The organism is Opitutia bacterium (assembly GCA_016217545.1).
In the GTDB taxonomy this organism is placed as follows: domain Bacteria; phylum Verrucomicrobiota; class Verrucomicrobiia; order Opitutales; family Opitutaceae; genus Didemnitutus.
This window is the reverse complement of record JACRHT010000004.1, coordinates 232178-249913: the sequence shown is the minus strand read 5'-3', so window position 1 is coordinate 249913 and position 17736 is coordinate 232178. Positions and strand designations below refer to the sequence as shown.

Genomic DNA, 17736 nt, shown 5'->3' with positions numbered 1-17736 from the left:
CGGATCAGTGTTCGGCGCGCGCCTTGGCGAGCGTGGCTTGCAGTTTGTCCCACGCGGCGGCCGCTTCGTCTCGCGCTTGGTTCCAGGTGTCTTGCGAGGCGCGAGCGAGCGCGGCGGTCTTCTCGTCGAAGGCGGCCTTGTCGCTTTTCACGGCGGCGAGTGCGTCCTTGCGCGATTGCGAGGCCTTGGCGGCGGAGGCGTCGGCTTCGAGTTGGCTGAGTTCGGCGTCGAGTCGGGCGGTGATGGCGCTGAGGCGGGAGTTGAAGTCGCCGCGTTTCTCGTAGGCATACGTGCGCAATTCGGTCCACGTGTCGGCGGTGGATTGAGTGGCCGAGGAGTCGGCGTTGCGCGCGTCGGAATCGGTGGAGGCGGAGTTGCGGCCACACGCGGTGAATGCGAGCGCGGCGACGAGGAGGAGGGGAGCAAGGATCTTCATGGGATGGACAGGGCGGGTGGACGTGGCCCGGCCGTAGCGCCACTTGGCGTGGTCGGGTGTGCGGGTTCCGACCACGGCCCGGCGCCGGCGTGCGTTCCCCGGGGCCAAAAGGGGGAGTTCTCCGATGCGCCGCTCGGTGTGATATCGGAAGATTGACCGGGCGCGGCGTTTGCGGCGGGCTGCAGCGATGTCCCGTTCCGTCGTCCTCCGCGAAACTCCGCGCTGCGCGCACTGCCAGTTGCCGCCGCGCTGGTGCATTTGCGCGGGCGAGCGGCTCGTGGAGTCGCCGCTGCGCGTGGATGTGCTGCTGCATTTCATGGAGAGCTACCGGCCGAGCAGCACCGGGCATTTGATCAAGCGCGTGATGCCCGCGTCGGGGCAGCATCTGTTCCGCAAGCAGGCGCCGCTGCGCCGGGAGGACGTCGCGCAACCGGGCCGCGAGCTGTGGATCCTCCACCCGCAAGGCGAGGAGTTGCCCGCCGCGCCCGACGTGGCGCGGTTGCAGGTCTTGTTGCTCGACGGCACGTGGACGCAGGCGACGGCGATGGCCCAGCAAGTCGGCGCGTGGGGCCGCCGTGTGCGGCTGCCGATGCAGGGGGAGAGCCGCTACTGGTTGCGCACGCAGTCAGGCGAGGGACGGTTCTCCACGATCGAGGCGCTGCTGTTTCTCATGGAGGCGCTGGGCTTGGGCGAGGCGCACGCGGCGCTGCGCGCGCAGTTCGAGCTGCATGTCTACGCGACGCTGCGGGCGCGGGGTTTCAAGGAAAAGGCCGCTGCGTATCTGGCGACGTCGCCGATCCGCGAGGCGTTCCCGGAATTGCTGGCGCGGCTCGACGAGCGGCGCCCGAACCTTCAGGCGGCGCCGGATTCCGCGGGCGGCTGAGCGGCGGGCACGGCGAGGAATTTGGCGGCGATCAGCGCGATCGGCAGGCCGACGCACAGCAGGTGCGCGAGGAAAACGGGCTCCCAATTGGCCGGCGGGAAGGCCTTCGGCGGCGTGCGGGTCATCGGCAGGACGACGAGTTGCATCACGAGCCACACTGCAACGCCGTAGAGCGGACCGACGATGCCCGGCTGGCGCACGAGATACGGGCGGAATTTGGCGGCGACGCAGAAAAGCGCGGCGACCGTGAACGCGACGGCAAAGTGCAGCAGCACGCCGACGATGGCGTAGCCCCAGTCGACCGGATTGCGCGCGGCGGGACCGAAGAGCGCGGCGGCGATGCCTTGGAGCATCGCGACGACGTTGCCGTGGCGGAGCGTCACCAGTGTGCACACATAGGCGAGATCGAGGGCGCCGGCGGCGAGGCCGGACCAGAGGATCGCGCGGGCGAGCGGCGTAGTGAGCGGGTTGGCGGAGCGGGGCGCGGCGGGCATGGTGCGACCTTGCGGCGCGCGCGTAGGTGGCGCAACGCCCGAGAACGTCAAGGCGGCGCGGGCCCGCCACAACCCCCACGCAGCGCTGCCGGCGATCCCGCCGAGCCACGGCGCAAGTGCGACGGCTCCCGTCGGCTCGCTCGCTCCGCAAAGCTCGCGCCCGAAGAGCGCGCCGCCCGCCGCGTAGGCGGCGAGGCAGCACACTCCTTTCGGGGCGAGCGCGAAGAGCGCGAGCGGTGCGGCCCGCCGGACGCGCTCGCGCCAGCCGCGTTCAGGCCGTGACCGCGGTGGATTCATAGGCGTCGTGGTAGCGCACCCATGCCATCGGAAATTCAAGTGCGCCCTCGTCGCGTCCCTTCGGCGTGAGATCGATAAAGTTGTAGGTGTTCATCAACTGATCGAGCCCGCGTCCGTAGGTGGAGTAAGAGTGGAAAACTCCGCCCGCGTCGTCCCGCACGAAGACGCTGAGTCCCGGCGCCTCCTCGAAGGGAAACTCCGGCAGCTCGGCGTAGTTGTAGCGGATGCGCCCGGAAGCGAGTTCTTCGGGCGTGAAGGAGACGCGGAAGTCGGCGTTGAAGGTGCCGCCGTGCGACGACACCCACGGAAAGAGCCAGCCCATCCGCTGCTTGAACGGCAGGAGTTCCGCGAGTGGCGCGTGCGAGACGGCGGCGAGAGCGATGTCTCGCGCGGCGAGGTGAGGCAGCATGGCGTCGAAGTGATCGGAGACGAACGAGCAGCTCTTGCAGCCCTCGCCCCAGCCGGGGCCGAACATGAAGTGATAGACGATCAGCTGACGGCGCGAGCCGAACAGATCGGCGAGTGTCGCGGGGCCGTCGGGCGTGGCGAAGGTGTAGGGCTGCGCCACGCGCACCCACGGGAGCGAGCGACGGCGCGCGGCGAGCGCGTCGCGCTGGCGGGTGAGTTCTTTTTCAGCACGGAGCAGTTCGAGCCGGGCGGCGAGCCACTCGGCGGGTGAGGCGATGCGGGGAGCAGGCGTGGTTTGGGTTTTCATGGGAAAAATCGGACAAAGCGGTGGCGGCGGCGTGCGGCGGCACGTCGGAAAGGAGGAAGAAGCGCGTGGGAGTTTCCGGCTAGGAACTCAGGGCGCGTTCGAGCGCGTCGGCCATTTTCTGCCAGGAGGCGGCGGCGCGATCGGCGAAGGCGGCCCACTCGGGCGCCATTTCATGGTGGAGCGTGAGGTGGCAGGCGGTTTCGCCCAAGGGTTCGATCAGGACGGTGACTTTGCTGGTGGCCGGCAGGGTGTCGCGCGTGGCCCACGTGAAGACGAGGCGGCGCGGGCGTTCGAGCGCGAGGTATTCGCCGACGTGGTCGACGATGGTTCCGCCGCGGTCGACCACGAAGGAAAATTGCCCGCCGACGCGCGCATCAGCCGTGAGGCGGACAATCTGCTCGTCGCGCACGGCCGGACCGAACATCCAGCGCCCGAGCCAGTGGGGATCGAGCCACGCGTCGAAGACGCGTTCGGCGGACGCGGCGAAGCGCTTGCTGATGCTTGCGGTGGCGGGCGCGGACATGGCGGTCAATCAGAGCGGGGCGGCCTCGTCGTAGTGCGCGCGCAGGCGGGCGTGCATCGCCCAGAGCTTGGGCGTGGGCTGGCCTTCGAGGATCGCGACGAGGAACGCGAGGTGCGTGTGCCAGCCGGCGGCGTAGTTCTTCTGCTCGGGGATGTCCTCACCCGTGGAGCGATGGGTGAGCACGAGGAGGACCTGATCGCCTTGGGGCGTGAGTTCGAAAGTGACGACGGAATCGTCCGCGCCGAACGTGTAGCTGAGGACGCGCGGCGGCTCGTAGCGGAGGACGCGGCCTTCGAAAGTGACGCCGGGCTCGTGGACGTGCGCCCATTTTTCCGGCGGCGTCTCGCTCGGTGAGAGCTTGGAGTGGTGCATCGCGAACTCCACCTTGCCGCCGGCCTTGGGCTCGGTGACGCCGCCGCAGATCCAGCGGGCGCGTTTTTCCGGGTCGGTGAGGAATTCCCAGACCCGCTCGACGGAGCCGGGCAGGAGGCGGACGATGCGGAGCTCGCCGCGGGCGGGGAACTGGGCGTAGGGGTCGTTGGGGATGGGCGTGGTCATTTGGAGGAGGATTTCTTTTTGCGTTCGTCGTCGGCGCGCAGCTCGCGTTCGAGCGCGTCGAGCCGGCGGCTCCAGGCGCTGCGGGTGCGTTCGAGCCAGCTGGCCAGATCGTCGAGTCCGTCGCCGTTGAGCGATTGGATGCGAGTCTGGCCCTCCGCGCGGGTCGTGATGAGGCCCGCGTCGCGAAGGACGTTCAGGTGTTGGGAGATGGCTGGGGCGCTGATGTCGAACTCGGCGACGATTTCCCCGGTCGTGCGCTCGCGCTCCGCGAGCAGTTCGACGATGCGGCGCCGGGTGGGATCGGCGATGGCTTCGAGGCTTTGCATGACACTACGATTAAGTAATGACTTAATTAAGCAAGGAGGAAAATAAGAGCAACACGCATTCACGCCAACGATTGCTAACGGATATCGTGCGCGTCGTTGTGAGCCCAAGCGGACTCAAGTGCTGCCATGCTGCGCCGATATGGGGCTAAGGCGCCCTCAAACAGCGCCAGACTTCGAGTCGTCGGCTGGGTCTGCCGACGCGCCTTTAGCCATGCCACTTGCCGTTTCCCTCGTGTCTTTCGTTACCTGCCTCTCGCTGCGGGCCAGCTGCCGCCGCGACCAGCGACACACTCCCCTGCGATGAAGAACTGGACTGTCACGCGTCGCGTCGGGCTGGGTTTCGCCTGCGTCATGGCCATCGCGGGCGTGGTGGGTGGAGGCTCGTTCAACGCCTACCTGGCAATCAACGGCCTGACGGCGGAAATGGGCGAGCGGGCGCTGCCGGATGCGCTTCAGGTCATGCGGATCCAGCAGGCGGTGAAGGAGACCTTCGGGCTTTGCCACTCGCTCGACGACCCCGCGACGCGGTCGCAGACCGAGCAACGGATCCGGGCCAACGCGGCCGAGATCGAGGGATTGGTGGCGCATTGTCGCGAGCGCTTGAAGGACTCGCCGCAAGCGAAGGAATTCGGCGCGTTCGAGGAACGACACAAGACTTGGGAGGCGACGTGGCGGGAGTTCGTGCAGTTGCAGCAAGGGGGCGCCTCGCCGGGCGCAGTCCGCGAGTGGCGCACGGCTCGTCTGCTGCCCGCCTACGAGGCCGAAAACGCGGGCCTCGATGCGCTGTCCCGCGCGAATGTCGACCGACTCGAGCAATTGAACCAACGCGTGCGCGCCCAAGCCACGCTGGGCGTGCGCGTGCTCGTCGGCTGCATCGTTGGCGCGACGGTGGCGTCTCTCGTGATCGGGTTGATCGTGTCGCGGTCGCTGGGGCAGCAGTTGCGCGACCTCGCGGATGCGCTCATGGGCGGCTCGCACCAAGTGGCTGTCGCCTCGACGCAGGTGGCGGCGGCGGCGCAAGGTCTTGCTGACGGCGCCGCGCAACAGGCTGCCGCGATCGAGGAGACGAGCGCCACGACGGCGGAGTTGACCGCTACCACGCGGCAAAACGCCGATCGCGCCCGCGAGGCGAGCGAAGGCGCCAAGCGCGCCCGCGAGGCCGCCGATACCGGCGCGCAGGCCGCGGCGAAGCTCAGCGCGTCGATGGGCGAGATGCGCGCCTCGAGTCACGAGGTTGCGCAAATCATGAAGTCGATCGACGAAATCGCCTTTCAGACCAATTTGCTCGCATTGAACGCCGCCGTGGAAGCGGCGCGCGCGGGCGAGGCGGGCGCCGGTTTCGCCGTCGTCGCCGAGGAAGTCCGCGCACTCGCCCAGCGCAGCGCGGCGGCCGCGCGCGAGACAGCGGACAAGATCGAGACCGCGCTGCACCGCAGCGACGAGGGCATCCGCGTGAGCGAGGAAGTCGTCGCGTGTCTCGCCACGTTGGGCGAGCGCGTGAAAGGCTTGGACGGATTCATCGTCGAAATCACCACCTCGTCGCGGCAACAGCACGAGGGCGTCGACCAGATCAACAATTCCATCACGCAGCTCGATCGCGGCACGCAATCGAACGCCGCCGCCGCGCAGCAAGCGGCGGAAGCGGCGCGGCGTTTGGACGAGCAAGCGGCGCGAGTGCAGGAACTCGTCGGCGGCATGATGTCGCTCGTCGGCGGCCGCCGTTCCGGCGATCGCGGCGCGCAACTCGGCGAAACGCTCTCCGGCGGACGCCGGGAGCAGGACGAGGCGCACCTCGCGCAGCAAGCTCCGTCGCCCGCCGTCGTGCGGCCCAAGATTCCGGCACGCGCGATGGCGGACCGCCGCCACGGCTGAACTCGCCGGCGACATTCGGTTGCGACCGAAACGATCGGACGTTTTCGCGCGGCGACGCGCAGCTCGCGCGCTCAGTTGGCCGCGGCAGCGGGGAGCGGTGTGGGCGCGCGTTTCAGCTGTCGCGCGACCCAGTCGGCGTCGTCGAACCACTCACGGGCGCGGTAGTAGGCGCGAAGCTGTTCGTAGCGCGTGATGGGATTGAAACGCGCGCCGAACTTCAGTTTTCGGAGGCAAACCGGACACGCGTGCAGCGGTTGGCGGTCGGATTCCTCGAGCGAGTTGGCGCCGTTCATCACGCAGTCGAAATGGATGCAGTGATACAGCCCGAACATGTGGCCGGTCTCGTGGGTTAGGATCTTGCAGGCGCGGCGCAGCGCGATGTCACGCCACGCGGGGCCGCGCTTCTCGTCGAAATAGGCCGGATCGTAGCGCGCGAAACTGTAGACGCCGACGCGGTCCTCGAGAGAGGCCTGGCCGAAGACGAAGTTCCAATCCTTGTCCGGGTAGAGGTCGTCCATCGTGACGGCGAGCAGGCAGAATGCGTCGGCGGGCAGGCGCGTGTGCAGCCAGCCGAGGATCGCGCGCGTGAGCCGCTGGCGCTTGTGGGTGAACTCGTTTTGGCGTGGGTCGAATTCGAGGTCGTGCGGGAAATACGCGGGCAGGATTTTCACCTCGAGCTGGAAGAACACGGCGGCGTATTCGCGGAGCAGCGCGAGCGAGGGCGCATCGTCCGCGGGAAATTCGCCAAGCGGCAGCAGGTAGATCACACGGCGTTGGTCGTCGGCGCGGTGTGGCTCGCTCGCGCGGAACTCGTCGAAACTCTGGCCGGGCTCGCGGTGGAAGAGCCGCCAGTCGCCGCGCGTCGGTGTGGCGATGGGCGGAAAGTCCGCGTCGGGTCGGAAGAGTTCGCGGGTGAGCTCCGGCTCCTCGTAGAGATTGCCGAGGGCGGCGAGGCGCTCGTTCTCGGACGGGCGTTGAAAGGCGCCGCGCACCGCCGCCGCGCCGTTCGCAATCAGCAGCAGGAAGAAGACGAACAAAACTCGACGTGGTCCCCAAGCCATGCCGCGAGATTGCGCGGACGCGGGGATGGACTCAATCGCGGAGCCGCGCGGCGCGAGAAATTCGGGCTGATTTCGGGGGCGGGTTGGCTCAACCTCCGCGCATGAAGCGTTCGCTCTCCCTCCTGTTCTCCATCCTCGTGCTCGCGCTTGCCGGTTGCGGCCCGAAGGAAGCGGAAGCGCCGGCGCAGCCGGAAAAATCGGTCGCGGAGCAGCGGCGCGAGAATTGGTTCGGCGCGAAGATCGCCACCGAGCCGGGCATCGCGTGGCGCGACAGCGGGCTGGGGATCAAGACGCTGAAGGAGGGCGAGGGCGCGTTGCCGCAGCGCATGGACAAGGTGCGCGTGATCTACGTCGGACGGCTGGTCGACGGCACGGAGTTCGATCGCTCGGCGCCGGACAAGCCCGCGGTGTTTCGCGTGCAGGAACTCGTCACGGGTCTCGCCGCCGGCGTCGGGACGATGCGCGCGGGAGGGAAGGCGTTCGTCTACATCCCGCCGCATCTCGGCTACGGCGGCATTCGCGCCGGCAAGGTGCCGCCGAATTCCGCGCTGATCTTCGAGATCGAGGTGCTCGAGCTGAATCCGAAGAGCTGAACGGCGGAACGTCGGTGTCCGGAACGGCGCGGGTGTTTCGTCGATTGAGCGAACCTCAATCATCAGTCGCCACATGGAAACCAACCCGACTCCCACGCCGATCGCCGATCGCGAACTCTTTCTCCAGCGCACGCTCAACGCGCCGCGCGAGAAACTCTACCGTTGCTGGACCGAACCCGCGCTCATTGTGCAGTGGTTCACGCCGCCGCCGTGGAAGACCGTGCGCGCCACGACCGACCTGCGCGCGGGTGGCGCGAGCAACATCGTGATGCAGTCGCCGGAAGGGCAGGAATTCCCGAATCGCGGCGTCTATCTCGAAGTGATCCCGAACGAGCGGCTCGTGTGGACGGACGCGTTTGTCGGTGCGTGGGAGCCGTCGGAGAAGGCGTTCATCGTCGGCATCATCACGTTCGAGGACGCGGGCGACGGGCGGACGCTCTACACGGCGCGCGTGCGCCATTGGTCGGTGGCCGACCGCGAGGCGCACGAGAAAATGGGCTTCCACCAAGGTTGGGGCATCGCGACGCAACAGCTCGAGGCCCTGGCGCAGCGGATCTGAAAAAAAAGGCGACGGCGCGAGTGCAGCGCGGACTCGATGGCGGCCTGCTTATCGAGGATTTCCTGAAGAAGTGACGAAGCGGGCGGTAGGGCGGGACCGCTGGGCCCGCCGCGCGGGCGGCGTCCCGTTCGCGGCGCGCCCAGCGGTCGCGCCCTACCGGTGGTGCCGTCCTCGTCACTTCTTCCGGGAAATCCTCACTCGTTGCTCCAGGTGGTCGCCGCCGTCCCCGGCGGCGACTCGAACGCGACGGCGGCCACGAGAGCCTTCGTCGTCGCCGGGGACGGCGACGACCACCATTCGCTGCGATCGCGCCGCGTCGTTTGCCTGATGTTTCGAGCGGTTAGTCGAAGCGCACCGTCGCGGTCACTGGAAAGTGATCGCTCGGGGTTTGGCCGTTCTCGGCGTAGTCGAGAATGGCCGCTTCGGTCACGGCCGCGGGTGCGCGGGCGAGGATCCAATCGATGCGCTCGCCGTCCCGTTTCGGCGGCTCGTAGCCGTGGAAGGTGTTCAAGCCTTCGTTCGTGCGGTGCGCCGCCGCCAGCCAGGCGTCGGTCAACCCCGCGCGCGTGGTGAGCACGGTGTAGGGTTCGCACGCGCCAGCGAGGCAGTTGAAATCGCCGACGAGGAGCAACGGTGTCGCGTGGTCGACACGGGAGAGACGCTCGGCGATGAGTGCGGCGGATTTGGTGCGCGCGGCTTCGATTTCGTGATCGAAATGCGTGTTCCAGAACTCGAACTCACGCCCGGTGGCGCGCTCGCGGAAACGCACCCACGTGACCATGCGCTTGAAGCGATTGCCCCACGTGGCGGAGCCAATCACGTTGGGTGTGTCCGAAAGCCAGAAATGATCGAAGGCGACCGGCTCGAGTTTTTCGCGGCGGTAGAACACGGCCATGAACTCGCCGCGACTGCCGCCCTCGCGGCCGAGCCCGATCCATTCGTAGGCCGGCAGGTCGGCCGCCATGTCGCGCAGCTGGCCGTAGAGCCCTTCTTGCGTGCCGATGACATCGGGCGCCTCGCGCGCGATCAGGCGCTGCATGATCGGACGACGCTCGGGCCAGGCGTGCGGCGGCTGCGCGCTGGCGAAGCGCAGGTTGAACGTCATCACGCGCAGCGTCAGCGGGGCTGGCTTTTCGGCGGCGGACAGCGAGCCGAGCAGGACGGCGGCGAGCGCGAGAAGGCGGGCGAGGGACAGGTGCATGCCCGCAGCATGGCGGCGCGAGGCGTCGTCGCGAAGCGATTTCTCGCGCGCTGTGCTGGTGCGTGGCCGGAGCGCACTTGAGGCGGCGCGGCGCTTCGCGCACAAAACGCTCCATGTCATTCGATCCGCGTCCGATTCTCCTCGAAGGCCAGCACGTCCGCCTCGAACCGCTCGATGAGCGCCACCGCGCGCCGATGCTCGCCACGGCGCAGCAACTGCCGGACGTGTTCCAGTGGTTTCTGACCGACACGCTGGCGAAGCCCGCGGTGTTTCACCCGTGGTTCGACGACGGCCTGCGCAACAGCGCCGTCGGGACGGATGTGGCGTGGGCGGTCGTGCGCCGCAGCGACGGCAAGATCGTAGGCTCGACGCGCTACCTCGACATCCGGCGCGCGAATCGCGGTCTGGAGATCGGCAACACCTGGTATGCCCGCGAGGCGCAGCGCAGCGCGATCAACACGGAGGCGAAATACCTGCTGCTCCGCCACGCGTTCGAGTCGCTCGGTGCCGTGCGCGTGCAATTGAAGACCGACGAGCGCAACGAGGCCTCGCGCCGCGCCATCGCGCGCATCGGCGGGCAGTTCGAAGGCATCCTGCGCAAATACCAGGCGCGCTTCGACGGCTACGTCCGCAACACGGCCATGTTTTCGCTGATCGCGGAGGACTGGCCGGCGAATCGGGCGCGCCTCGAAGCCATGCTGGCCCGGTGATTTCTCCGGGGCAGGGGGGCGGATATAGCGCTTGCCGAGCGCGCTGGGCGTTGCCTCGATTCCGCCGGCCTATCAACCCAACACCCCTATGAACGACCTGCGCTCGCGCATCCTCGCTGGCTTGGCCGCCCTCGGCCTCACTGCCACCGCCCTTGCTCAATCCGTCCCGGCTAACCGGACGTTTTCGAACTACTACTTCTTCGGCGACAGCCTCACCGACAGCGGCAACACCTTCGCCCTGACCGGCTCGCCGCCCGCGCCGTATTTCGCCGGCCGCGTTTCGAACGGCATCACCTATGCCGAGTATCTCGCTCCCGGCCTCGCCGCCGCGGCGACCACCTCGTCGAACGCCGCGAAGCTGAACTTCGCCTTCGCCGGCGCCACCGCCGCCACCGGCAGCGCCGTGCCGAACCTCTCGCAACAGGTCGCGATGTATCAGGCGCGCGGCATCACCGCGAACGCGAATGGCCTCTACGTCCTGCTCGCCGGCGCGAACGACCTGCTCAACGCCGTGCAGGTCCCGGCCAATCAGAACGCCAACGCGATGACCAACACCGCGATCGCCGCGTCCACCGCCGTCGCCAACGCCGTGCAGTCGCTCGCCGGCCTCGGGGCGAAAAACATCCTCGTGCTGAACCTGCCCGACATCTCGAAGACCCCGCGCTTCACGACGGGCTCGGGTGCCTCCGCCGCGTCGCTGATGCAGACCGCGTCCTACGCGTTCAACGGCGACATCAAGACCCGCATCGCGGGCCTGAGCAGCCTCTCCGGCGTGAATGTCACCGTGTTCGACCTCGGCTCCATCTTCCAGACGATCGTCAACAACCCGCAGACGTTCGGGTTCTCCATCGCGAACCAAGACCCGATCGACATCATGACCGCTGGCGGCAATCCGGGTGACATCAGCCGCTACGTGTTCTGGGATGGCATTCACCCGACGACGAAGACCCACGCGCTCTTCGCCGCCGTGCTCACCGAAGTGCTCAATCCCGAGTTCGTGCTCGGCACCTTCGCCGCGCGCGGCACCACGGCGCTCGTGGCGACCGATCTTTCGGCCGACTCCCTGCAGTCGCGCCTCGATGCCTCGCGCCTCGGAGTCGCCCGCCATCAGGCCGACGGCTTCGTGAGTTTCTCGTCGAAGTCGGGTTCGTTCAAGGCCGCCGGCTATCAGGCGGGCTTCGACTATTCCGGCAACGCCGTGACCGCTGGCTTCGACTACAGCCTCGCGTCCAACCTGCTGGTCGGCCTCGCCGTCTCGGCGGAGAACCTCGAAACCGATCTGGACGGCGCCGCCGGTTCCTCCGTGATGCGCGGCCAGATGGTGACGGCGTTCGCGCAATGGAAGTCCGGCAGCTTCTTCGCCGACGGATCCGTCGGCGTGGGCACGCAGGACTTCAAGGACGTGAAGCGCACGACCGCCCTCGGCGGCATGGCGACCACCGCGAAGAGTGACGGCGATCGCACCGCGGCGCACGTTCGCGTGGGCTGGGATCTCGTTTCCGATGCGTGGCGCTTCACGCCGTTCGCGGGCCTGCGTTACGCGAAGGCCAAGCTCGACGGCTACACCGAGAGCGGCGTGCCCGGACTGAACTTCGTCTTCGGCGGTCAGAACGCGAAGTCGTTCGACGCGCAGCTCGGCGCGAATGTCGACTATACCGTGCGCTTCAACGAGCAGCCGTTCGTCCTCAGCGGGACCGCGGTCTATCAGAAGGACGTGAATGAAAACACTCGCAGCCTCTCCGGCCGCCTCGCCGACACGGTGGCTGCCACCGGCACGACGACCGTCGACGACGGCCTCGGCGAGACCTTCAAGCTCGGCGCGCGCGTCAGCGGCGCGGTGAGCAAGAACTGGGGCTGGTCCGTCGGCTATCTCGCGGACTTCCGCAAGAACGGCGAAACGGCGAACCAATACTCGCTCTCGCTCCACACCGGTTTCTGAGCCGACGTCCGCCAGACCGATTCAAAAACGAAGGCCGCGCGTGAAGCGCGGCCTTTTTCTTTGCCGAAACGTGAGCCGCCGGAGCGGACGGCGCGGCGGATTTGTCGCAGAGCGCCTGACGAAGCGACGAAGCTGGCATCGCTGGTCGGACGCGACTGCGGGGTGAGCCGCGAGCGCGTGACGGCGGGCCCAGCGGTCCCGCCCTACCGCACGCTACGCGCGTTCAGCGCCAGTGTCGTTTGGCTCAAACCACCAGCGGGTCGCCCGCTTCACTCCGGCATCCACTGACGGAGGAACGCGACGACCTTGTCCGGATCGTGGGCGGATTTGCCGTCTTCGAGCGCGCCGGTCTCCTGCGTCGTGAGCATGTGGCCGTTGCGGTCGAGCACGACGATCACCGGCAGGCCGTGCTGGATGGGGTTGCCGTAGTTCTCGTTGACCTTGTCGTTGCGCTTCTTGCCGTCGCGGTGGTTCACGTCGATCCACGCGACGACGTAGTGAGCCTTCAACTCGCGGCGCACGGCGCTGTTGTTTTCGAAAAGCTCATGCAGGCGGCGGCACCAGATGCACCAGTTTGCGCCGAACACGAGGATCACGTGCTTCTGGTCGCGCTTGGCGAGGCTGACGGCCTCGGTGACCAGCGCCGAGCCGTCGGCTTGGGTGTCGTAGATGTCGGGGCCGGCCTTGGGGTATTCCGGTTCGGCGCGGAGCGCGGTGGCGGCGAGGAGGACGAGGCAGAAGATAGCTTTGCGCATGACGCGCAGCGTAGTGGCGAACCGCCGTGCGTCGAGTCTGCGGATCAAGGGTGGAGCGCGTTGACCCCCAACGCGCTCGAGCGTGCGATTTGCAGCGAGAGCTTCGAACGCGTTGAGGTCAACGCGTTCCACCTCGCCGAAAGCCACCTTTCACTTCGCGCGAATCGGGACGAGGAAATCGAACTCGCACGTGGCGCCGCCGTCGCCGAAGCGCTCGTCCTGCCGGTCGAGATTCGGTCCGCCGCTGTGGATGAACTTCGAGCGCGGGAGCCAGGAGCCGAACGCGTAGTTGATCGTCTCGCCCAGTTTCGCGACGGGCCCGCGGTGCGTGAAGCACGCGTAGGTGCCGGCGCGGATGCGCCAGAGCGCGAACGGCGGGGCCGCTTCGCGCGCCGGGGCGACGTTGATGGCGGCGAGATATTCCAACTCGTCGGGATGGCGGCGGTCACCGTCGGCGGGACAGCGCACGGCGCCGTAGACGTATTGGTCGACCTGCGGTTGGAGGCGGGCGATCTGCGGGCAAAAGCGGCCGTAGAGTTTCGGCACCACGTCGGTGTTGTCGGCGTCAGGCGACATCGGGCCGATGAAGCGGGCGGTGAGGCCGAGCAGATTGAGGGGGGGCAGTTCGATGAGAGTGGGTTCCATGGTGGTCTGGCGGGGGAGTCGTTTGAGGCGGCGCAGCGTGAGGCGCGGACGCGTGCGGTTCCACGCGAGGCCGCCGCGGCGGCGGAACTCGCTCGGCGTGACGTCGAAGGCGGCGCGGAAGGCGCGCGTGAAGGCCTCGTGTGATTCGAATTGGAAATCGAGCGCGAGTTCGAGGATGGGACGGCGAGTTTGGCGCAGTTCATCGGCCGCGGCGGTGAGCCGGCGCTTGCGGATGTAGGAGCCGAGCGAGTCGCCGGTCATCTCGGCGAAGATGCGGTGGAAATGCCAGAGCGAGAAGCCGGCGCGGCGCGCGATGGCGTCGAGGGAGATCGGCTCGCGCAAGTGGCGTTCGATCGTGTCGGCGGCGCGGATGACGGCTTGGCGGTAGTGATCCATGAGGGGCGACGGGATGACTCTAACACAGCGGGTGGGGGCGGCGCTTGATTTCTTGTGCGAATCAGATCGGAGCGAGGCGGCCCGCGACCTTCGGGCGCGGGGTTGCGAAACTATGTCGGCTTGCGCGCGAGCCAGAAGCGGCACTCGTCGGAGAAATCCTTTACGGCGGCCGACTCCATCGCGACGCGCCGGCGCATCTCGTCCCACTCGTGTTTCCAACCGGTGGCCGCGAGATCTTCGAGGATCTCGGTGCGGTCGGGCAAATGCATGAAGACGCGGTAGTGGTCGTCGTCGACGAAGTAGCGGTCGCCGAATTCGACGAGCGCCGGGTCCTGTTTGCCCTGCGCCCAGAGTTCGGCGTGCCGCGCCCAGTGGCGGCGTTCCGCGGGTTCGTCGTCGCGGTCATGCGTTGTGAACAGCAGCGGCGCGCCCGGCCGAACGAGCGCGAGCAGTCCGCGCAGCGCCGCGCGGCGATTCTCGCGGCCGGGGATTTGCATGAGGCCGTTGAAGAGGAACAGCGCGCCGGCAAAGCCGGCGTGGCCGCCCTCGGCCGAGTAACCTAATAGGTTACTCTTCGGTTGGCGTGTGGGCTTCTTTTCACTCTGCGGTGAGGGAGAGCGGTCACCTATTAGGTTACCGGAGAGGGGGAGTTGCGTGGCGTCGGCGTGAAGGAAGCGGATACGGCGGGTGAGTTTTTTCTCGCGTGCGAAGTGGCGGGCTTGGTCGAGGAGTTCCTCGGCGAAGTCGAAGGCGGTGAGCTTGGTGTAGCCGAGTTCGGCGAGAGCGAGCGTCACGCGGCCGGTGCCGCAGCCGGCTTCGAGCAGCGGGGCGCGGCGGTCGGGAAAGTGCTGATCGATCAGCTTGCGCTCGGAGGCCCAGAGGCCGAGCCGTTCGGCGGCGCGCGAGTAATGCACGACCGATTCGACGGCGTTGAAGTCGGCGCGGACGGTGGCGCCGGTGATTTTGGTCACTTGCGGCGCCATGCGGCGATGAACATGCCGTTTGCGTTCAGCTCGTGGGGGTGAAGGAAAAGCTGAGAGCTGAGGGCTGAGAGCTGAGAGCTGGAAAACACGGGCGCGGGCTCGAAGTCGGCGTGGGCGGCGGTGAAGGCTTCGGCGATGGCGGTGGTCTCGGCGCGGGCGAGCGTGCAGACGGCGTAGACGAGGCGGCCGCCGGGTTTGAGCGAGCCGGCGACGTGGTCGAGCAGCTTGGCTTGCACGGCGGCGAGTTCGTGGATGTCGGACGGCTGCGTGGTCCAGCGCGCGTGCGGGTTGCGCTGCCAGGTGCCGATGCCGCTGCACGGCGCGTCGACGAGGACGCCGTCGAATTTGGTTTTCGTCGGGAGCTTGGCGGAGCCGTCCCACGGGGCGGCGCGGTAGTTGAAGGCGCCGGCGCGCGAGGCGCGTTTCTTGAGATGATCGAGGCGGCGGAGGGAGCGGTCGCTGGCCCAAAGCAGGCCCTTGTTCTGCATCAGGTCGGAGAGGTGCAGGGTCTTGCCGCCTTCGCCGGCGCAGGCGTCCCACCACGTCTGGCCGGGCTGCGGCGCGCAGGCGTGGCCGACGAGTTGGGAGGCGAGGTCCTGAATCTCGAAGCGGCCGTCGCGGAATTCGTCGGTGAGGAAGAGGTCGCGCTGACCAAGATAAATTCCAGCGGTGAGGGAGCTTTCCGCGCGGTAGTCGGAGAGCGAAACTGTCACTAGATGCTCGGCAATGGATGAGCCGGCGAGCGAGTCATTCGCCTTCGCGCGGAGCCAGAGGATGGGTTCGCGCTGGAGTTGGCGGAGCCAGTCGGGCGGGACGTCCATCTCGCTCTTGAGCCAGTCGGGGACGGCGCGGGCGGCGAGGGCTTCGGGTTTGAAGGAGTCGGGGGCGCGGTCGAAGCGGGCTTGGAGATCGAGCGCGGCTTGCGCCTGTTTTTGCAGCGACTGCTTCGGTTCGAGCCAGCGCAGCCAGCGGAAATAGGCGAACACGGCGCGGCTGACGGCGCGGCGGAGCGCGGGCGCGGAGCTGTGGCGCGTGCGGCCGAGCGTCTCGCGCAGGGCGGCGTCGGCGGGCGTGCCCGCTTGGACGAGCTTCAGGACGCGGGCGGTTTCGTTGAGGAGGGCGGAGTCGGCCATCGCCGCTACGAAAGAGCGGCGACGGCCAAAAAGGAAGGGAAGAATCAGGCGCCGTGCTGGCGCGTGAAGTCGGCGATCACGCCGATGATTTCGTCGCCGCCAATCCAGTCTTCGAGTTCCGTGTCGGTCGGCGGCGTGGCGCCGGCTTCGAGGAGCGCCCGGGCGACGCCGAGGTAGTCGCCGTCGGGCGCGGGCTGGTTGACGAAGGCGTAGTGGCACCAGCCGAGCGGGAGCGAGCGGTATTGGCGGTCGCGGAGATCGAGCGGGGCGCCGCGGGCGATGAGAATCTTGGCCTTCGCGAGGTTGCCGGTGAAACAGGCCCAGTGGAGCGCGGTCTCGCCCATGCCGCCGGTGGCGGCGACGTCGAAGCCGGCGTCGAGCATGGCTTCGGTGGCGGCGGGGCCGGCCTCGGCGAGGAGGTTGGGGTGGGCGGCGATGACGGCGGGATGGCGCAGGCGAATGGCCTCCGCGCGGTCGCCGCGCATGCAGGCGGCGAGGAATTGCTCGGCGTCGCTCAGCTGCGCGTCGGCGCCGGCGGCGCGGAGGGCGTCGGCGGCGGCGGTGCGACCGTGGAGCAGCGCGAGCGTGAGGGCGGTGCGGCCGTCGCGGCGGCGAGCGTGGAGATCGGCGCCGTGGGCGAGGAGCAGGTCGATCATCGCGGCGTCCCAGTGGCGTGCGGCGGCGTGGAGCGGCGTCTCGCCGGATTTGTCCGGGTAGCAGACGCGATTCGGATTCGCGCCGTGCTCGAGCAACCAGCGGGCGCCGCGGCGGGCTTTCTCGTCGAAGGCGAGGCCGGCGTAGTGGCCGAGGATGAAGTAGAGCGGCGTGTTGGTCCAACGGGCGTTGCCAGCGCCGCCGTCGGACTGGGCACCGTGCGCGGCGAGGAGGTCGAGCATTTCGAGGTCGCCGTGTTCGGCGGCGTGGTAGACGGATTCGCCGTCGTCGGGTTTGGCGCCGTGCGCGAGGAGGAGGCGCGTGAGCGCGAGATTGCGCGAGTGGCAGCTCGCGGCCCAGAGGGCGCTGAGCGGTTCGTGTGGGTTGCCGTTGTGGAAGGAGTGCGTGTTGGCGTCGGCGCCGTGGGCGAGGAGGAGTTGCGCGGTGGCGGTGAGGGCGTCGGGGTTTTTCGCGGCCCAGCGCGAGTGGGCGACGTAGAGGAGCGGTTCCCAGTCGAGGGGGCCGCCGCGGCGGGTGGCGAGCGCGGGCTGGGCGGCGAGGTGGCGTTGCACGCTCGCGGTGTCGCCGAAAACGAGTGCGGCGTGGAAGTCGCGCGCGACGAGTTCAGGGTAGAGCGCGAGCAGGCGCTCGGCGCGGCCGAGGCGTTGCTCGACGGAGGCGCGGGTGAATTGGGCGACGGCTTGGTCGGAGGCGAGGGTGAGTTCCTCGACGCGTTCGCGAAGGGCGGTCCAGGAGGGGAAGCCGTGTTCGCGGGCGATGACGGATTGGGCGTCGTGGAGGGCGAAGCGGAGCGCGGCGAGCTGCGCGTTGGTGTGCGCGGCGAACGCCGGGAGCGCGCGGAAGCGGGCGAGGGCGGCGGGTTGCACGGTGCGGGCGGCGGAGAGCAGGTCCTTGGCCTGCTTCTTGAGCTGCGCGAGATCGGGTCGCGCGGGTAACTGCGTTATCATGTGACCTTCATGCTATCGCTGCGATCCGCAAGCAG

19 protein-coding genes are annotated in these 17736 nt (G+C 68.3%); 6 read left to right on the top strand and 13 right to left on the bottom strand.

Annotation, left to right across the window (positions count from 1 at the left end):
• Positions 1-4: 4 nt before the first annotated feature.
• Positions 5-436 (bottom strand): hypothetical protein, encoded by a 432-nt coding sequence (locus tag HZA32_04785; GenBank protein MBI5423378.1) that lies wholly within the window; start codon positions 434-436, stop codon positions 5-7.
• Positions 437-623: 187 nt separating this feature from the next.
• On the opposite strand from HZA32_04785, the gene HZA32_04780 reads away from it, so the two are divergent.
• Complete coding sequence (locus tag HZA32_04780) at positions 624-1319, top strand: DTW domain-containing protein (protein ID MBI5423377.1); 696 nt, start codon at positions 624-626, stop codon at positions 1317-1319.
• Here the strand turns inward: HZA32_04780 and HZA32_04775 are convergent.
• The 5 genes from HZA32_04775 to HZA32_04755 form a co-directional block, all read right to left on the bottom strand.
• The gene (locus HZA32_04775; GenBank protein ID MBI5423376.1) at positions 1289-1813 is read right to left on the bottom strand and encodes a hypothetical protein; all 525 of its coding nucleotides are present in this window, start codon (positions 1811-1813) and stop codon (positions 1289-1291) included. The genes HZA32_04780 and HZA32_04775 overlap by 31 nt on opposite strands.
• A 271-nt stretch (positions 1814-2084) precedes the next feature.
• Positions 2085-2825 (bottom strand): DUF899 domain-containing protein, encoded by a 741-nt coding sequence (locus HZA32_04770; protein ID MBI5423375.1) that lies wholly within the window; start codon positions 2823-2825, stop codon positions 2085-2087.
• 79 nt (positions 2826-2904) lie between these two features.
• The gene (locus HZA32_04765; protein MBI5423374.1) at positions 2905-3348 is read right to left on the bottom strand and encodes an SRPBCC domain-containing protein; all 444 of its coding nucleotides are present in this window, start codon (positions 3346-3348) and stop codon (positions 2905-2907) included.
• Between the two features lie 9 nt (positions 3349-3357).
• A complete protein-coding gene (locus HZA32_04760) occupies positions 3358-3906 on the bottom strand; it encodes an SRPBCC family protein (GenBank protein MBI5423373.1) in 549 nt (182 codons plus the stop codon).
• Positions 3903-4232: a winged helix-turn-helix transcriptional regulator gene (locus tag HZA32_04755; GenBank protein MBI5423372.1), complete on the bottom strand. Its 330-nt coding sequence runs from the start codon at positions 4230-4232 to the stop codon at positions 3903-3905. The genes HZA32_04760 and HZA32_04755 overlap by 4 nt, the downstream gene beginning before the upstream one ends.
• A 300-nt stretch (positions 4233-4532) precedes the next feature.
• On the opposite strand from HZA32_04755, the gene HZA32_04750 reads away from it, so the two are divergent.
• Positions 4533-6104: an MCP four helix bundle domain-containing protein gene (locus HZA32_04750; protein ID MBI5423371.1), complete on the top strand. Its 1572-nt coding sequence runs from the start codon at positions 4533-4535 to the stop codon at positions 6102-6104.
• Between the two features lie 71 nt (positions 6105-6175).
• Here HZA32_04750 and HZA32_04745 read toward each other — a convergent pair whose 3' ends face one another.
• On the bottom strand, positions 6176-7165 hold the full coding sequence (locus HZA32_04745) for a hypothetical protein (GenBank protein MBI5423370.1): 990 nt from the start codon (positions 7163-7165) through the stop codon (positions 6176-6178).
• A gap of 101 nt (positions 7166-7266) precedes the next feature.
• On the opposite strand from HZA32_04745, the gene HZA32_04740 reads away from it, so the two are divergent.
• Both HZA32_04740 and HZA32_04735 read left to right on the top strand, forming a co-directional pair.
• Positions 7267-7758 (top strand): FKBP-type peptidyl-prolyl cis-trans isomerase, encoded by a 492-nt coding sequence (locus tag HZA32_04740; GenBank protein ID MBI5423369.1) that lies wholly within the window; start codon positions 7267-7269, stop codon positions 7756-7758.
• A 73-nt stretch (positions 7759-7831) separates the two neighbouring features.
• Entirely contained in the window at positions 7832-8317 is a 486-nt protein-coding gene (locus HZA32_04735) for an SRPBCC family protein (GenBank protein MBI5423368.1), read from the top strand.
• Positions 8318-8657: 340 nt separating this feature from the next.
• Here HZA32_04735 and HZA32_04730 read toward each other — a convergent pair whose 3' ends face one another.
• Positions 8658-9422 carry an endonuclease/exonuclease/phosphatase family protein gene (locus HZA32_04730; protein ID MBI5423367.1) on the bottom strand — a complete coding sequence of 255 codons (765 nt, stop codon included), beginning with the start codon at positions 9420-9422 and terminating at the stop codon, positions 8658-8660.
• A gap of 209 nt (positions 9423-9631) precedes the next feature.
• Here HZA32_04730 and HZA32_04725 point away from each other — a divergent pair, with 209 nt between their 5' ends.
• The gene (locus HZA32_04725) at positions 9632-10228 is read left to right on the top strand and encodes a GNAT family N-acetyltransferase (protein ID MBI5423366.1); all 597 of its coding nucleotides are present in this window, start codon (positions 9632-9634) and stop codon (positions 10226-10228) included.
• Between the two features lie 88 nt (positions 10229-10316).
• Positions 10317-12167, top strand: a complete 1851-nt coding sequence (locus HZA32_04720) for an autotransporter domain-containing protein (GenBank protein MBI5423365.1) — start codon at positions 10317-10319, stop codon at positions 12165-12167.
• 269 nt (positions 12168-12436) lie between these two features.
• Here HZA32_04720 and HZA32_04715 read toward each other — a convergent pair whose 3' ends face one another.
• The 5 genes from HZA32_04715 to HZA32_04695 all read right to left on the bottom strand — a co-directional run bounded on the left by HZA32_04715 (position 12437) and on the right by HZA32_04695 (position 17701).
• The gene (locus tag HZA32_04715; protein MBI5423364.1) at positions 12437-12922 is read right to left on the bottom strand and encodes a thioredoxin family protein; all 486 of its coding nucleotides are present in this window, start codon (positions 12920-12922) and stop codon (positions 12437-12439) included.
• A 150-nt stretch (positions 12923-13072) separates the two neighbouring features.
• Positions 13073-13963 (bottom strand): helix-turn-helix domain-containing protein, encoded by an 891-nt coding sequence (locus HZA32_04710; GenBank protein MBI5423363.1) that lies wholly within the window; start codon positions 13961-13963, stop codon positions 13073-13075.
• 110 nt (positions 13964-14073) lie between these two features.
• Positions 14074-14946 carry a methyltransferase domain-containing protein gene (locus tag HZA32_04705; GenBank protein MBI5423362.1) on the bottom strand — a complete coding sequence of 291 codons (873 nt, stop codon included), beginning with the start codon at positions 14944-14946 and terminating at the stop codon, positions 14074-14076.
• Positions 14931-16079 carry an RsmB/NOP family class I SAM-dependent RNA methyltransferase gene (locus tag HZA32_04700; GenBank protein MBI5423361.1) on the bottom strand — a complete coding sequence of 383 codons (1149 nt, stop codon included), beginning with the start codon at positions 16077-16079 and terminating at the stop codon, positions 14931-14933. Before HZA32_04700 ends, HZA32_04705 begins: the two co-directional genes overlap by 16 nt.
• 44 nt (positions 16080-16123) lie before the next feature.
• Positions 16124-17701 carry an ankyrin repeat domain-containing protein gene (locus tag HZA32_04695; GenBank protein MBI5423360.1) on the bottom strand — a complete coding sequence of 526 codons (1578 nt, stop codon included), beginning with the start codon at positions 17699-17701 and terminating at the stop codon, positions 16124-16126.
• Positions 17702-17736 lie beyond the last annotated feature (35 nt).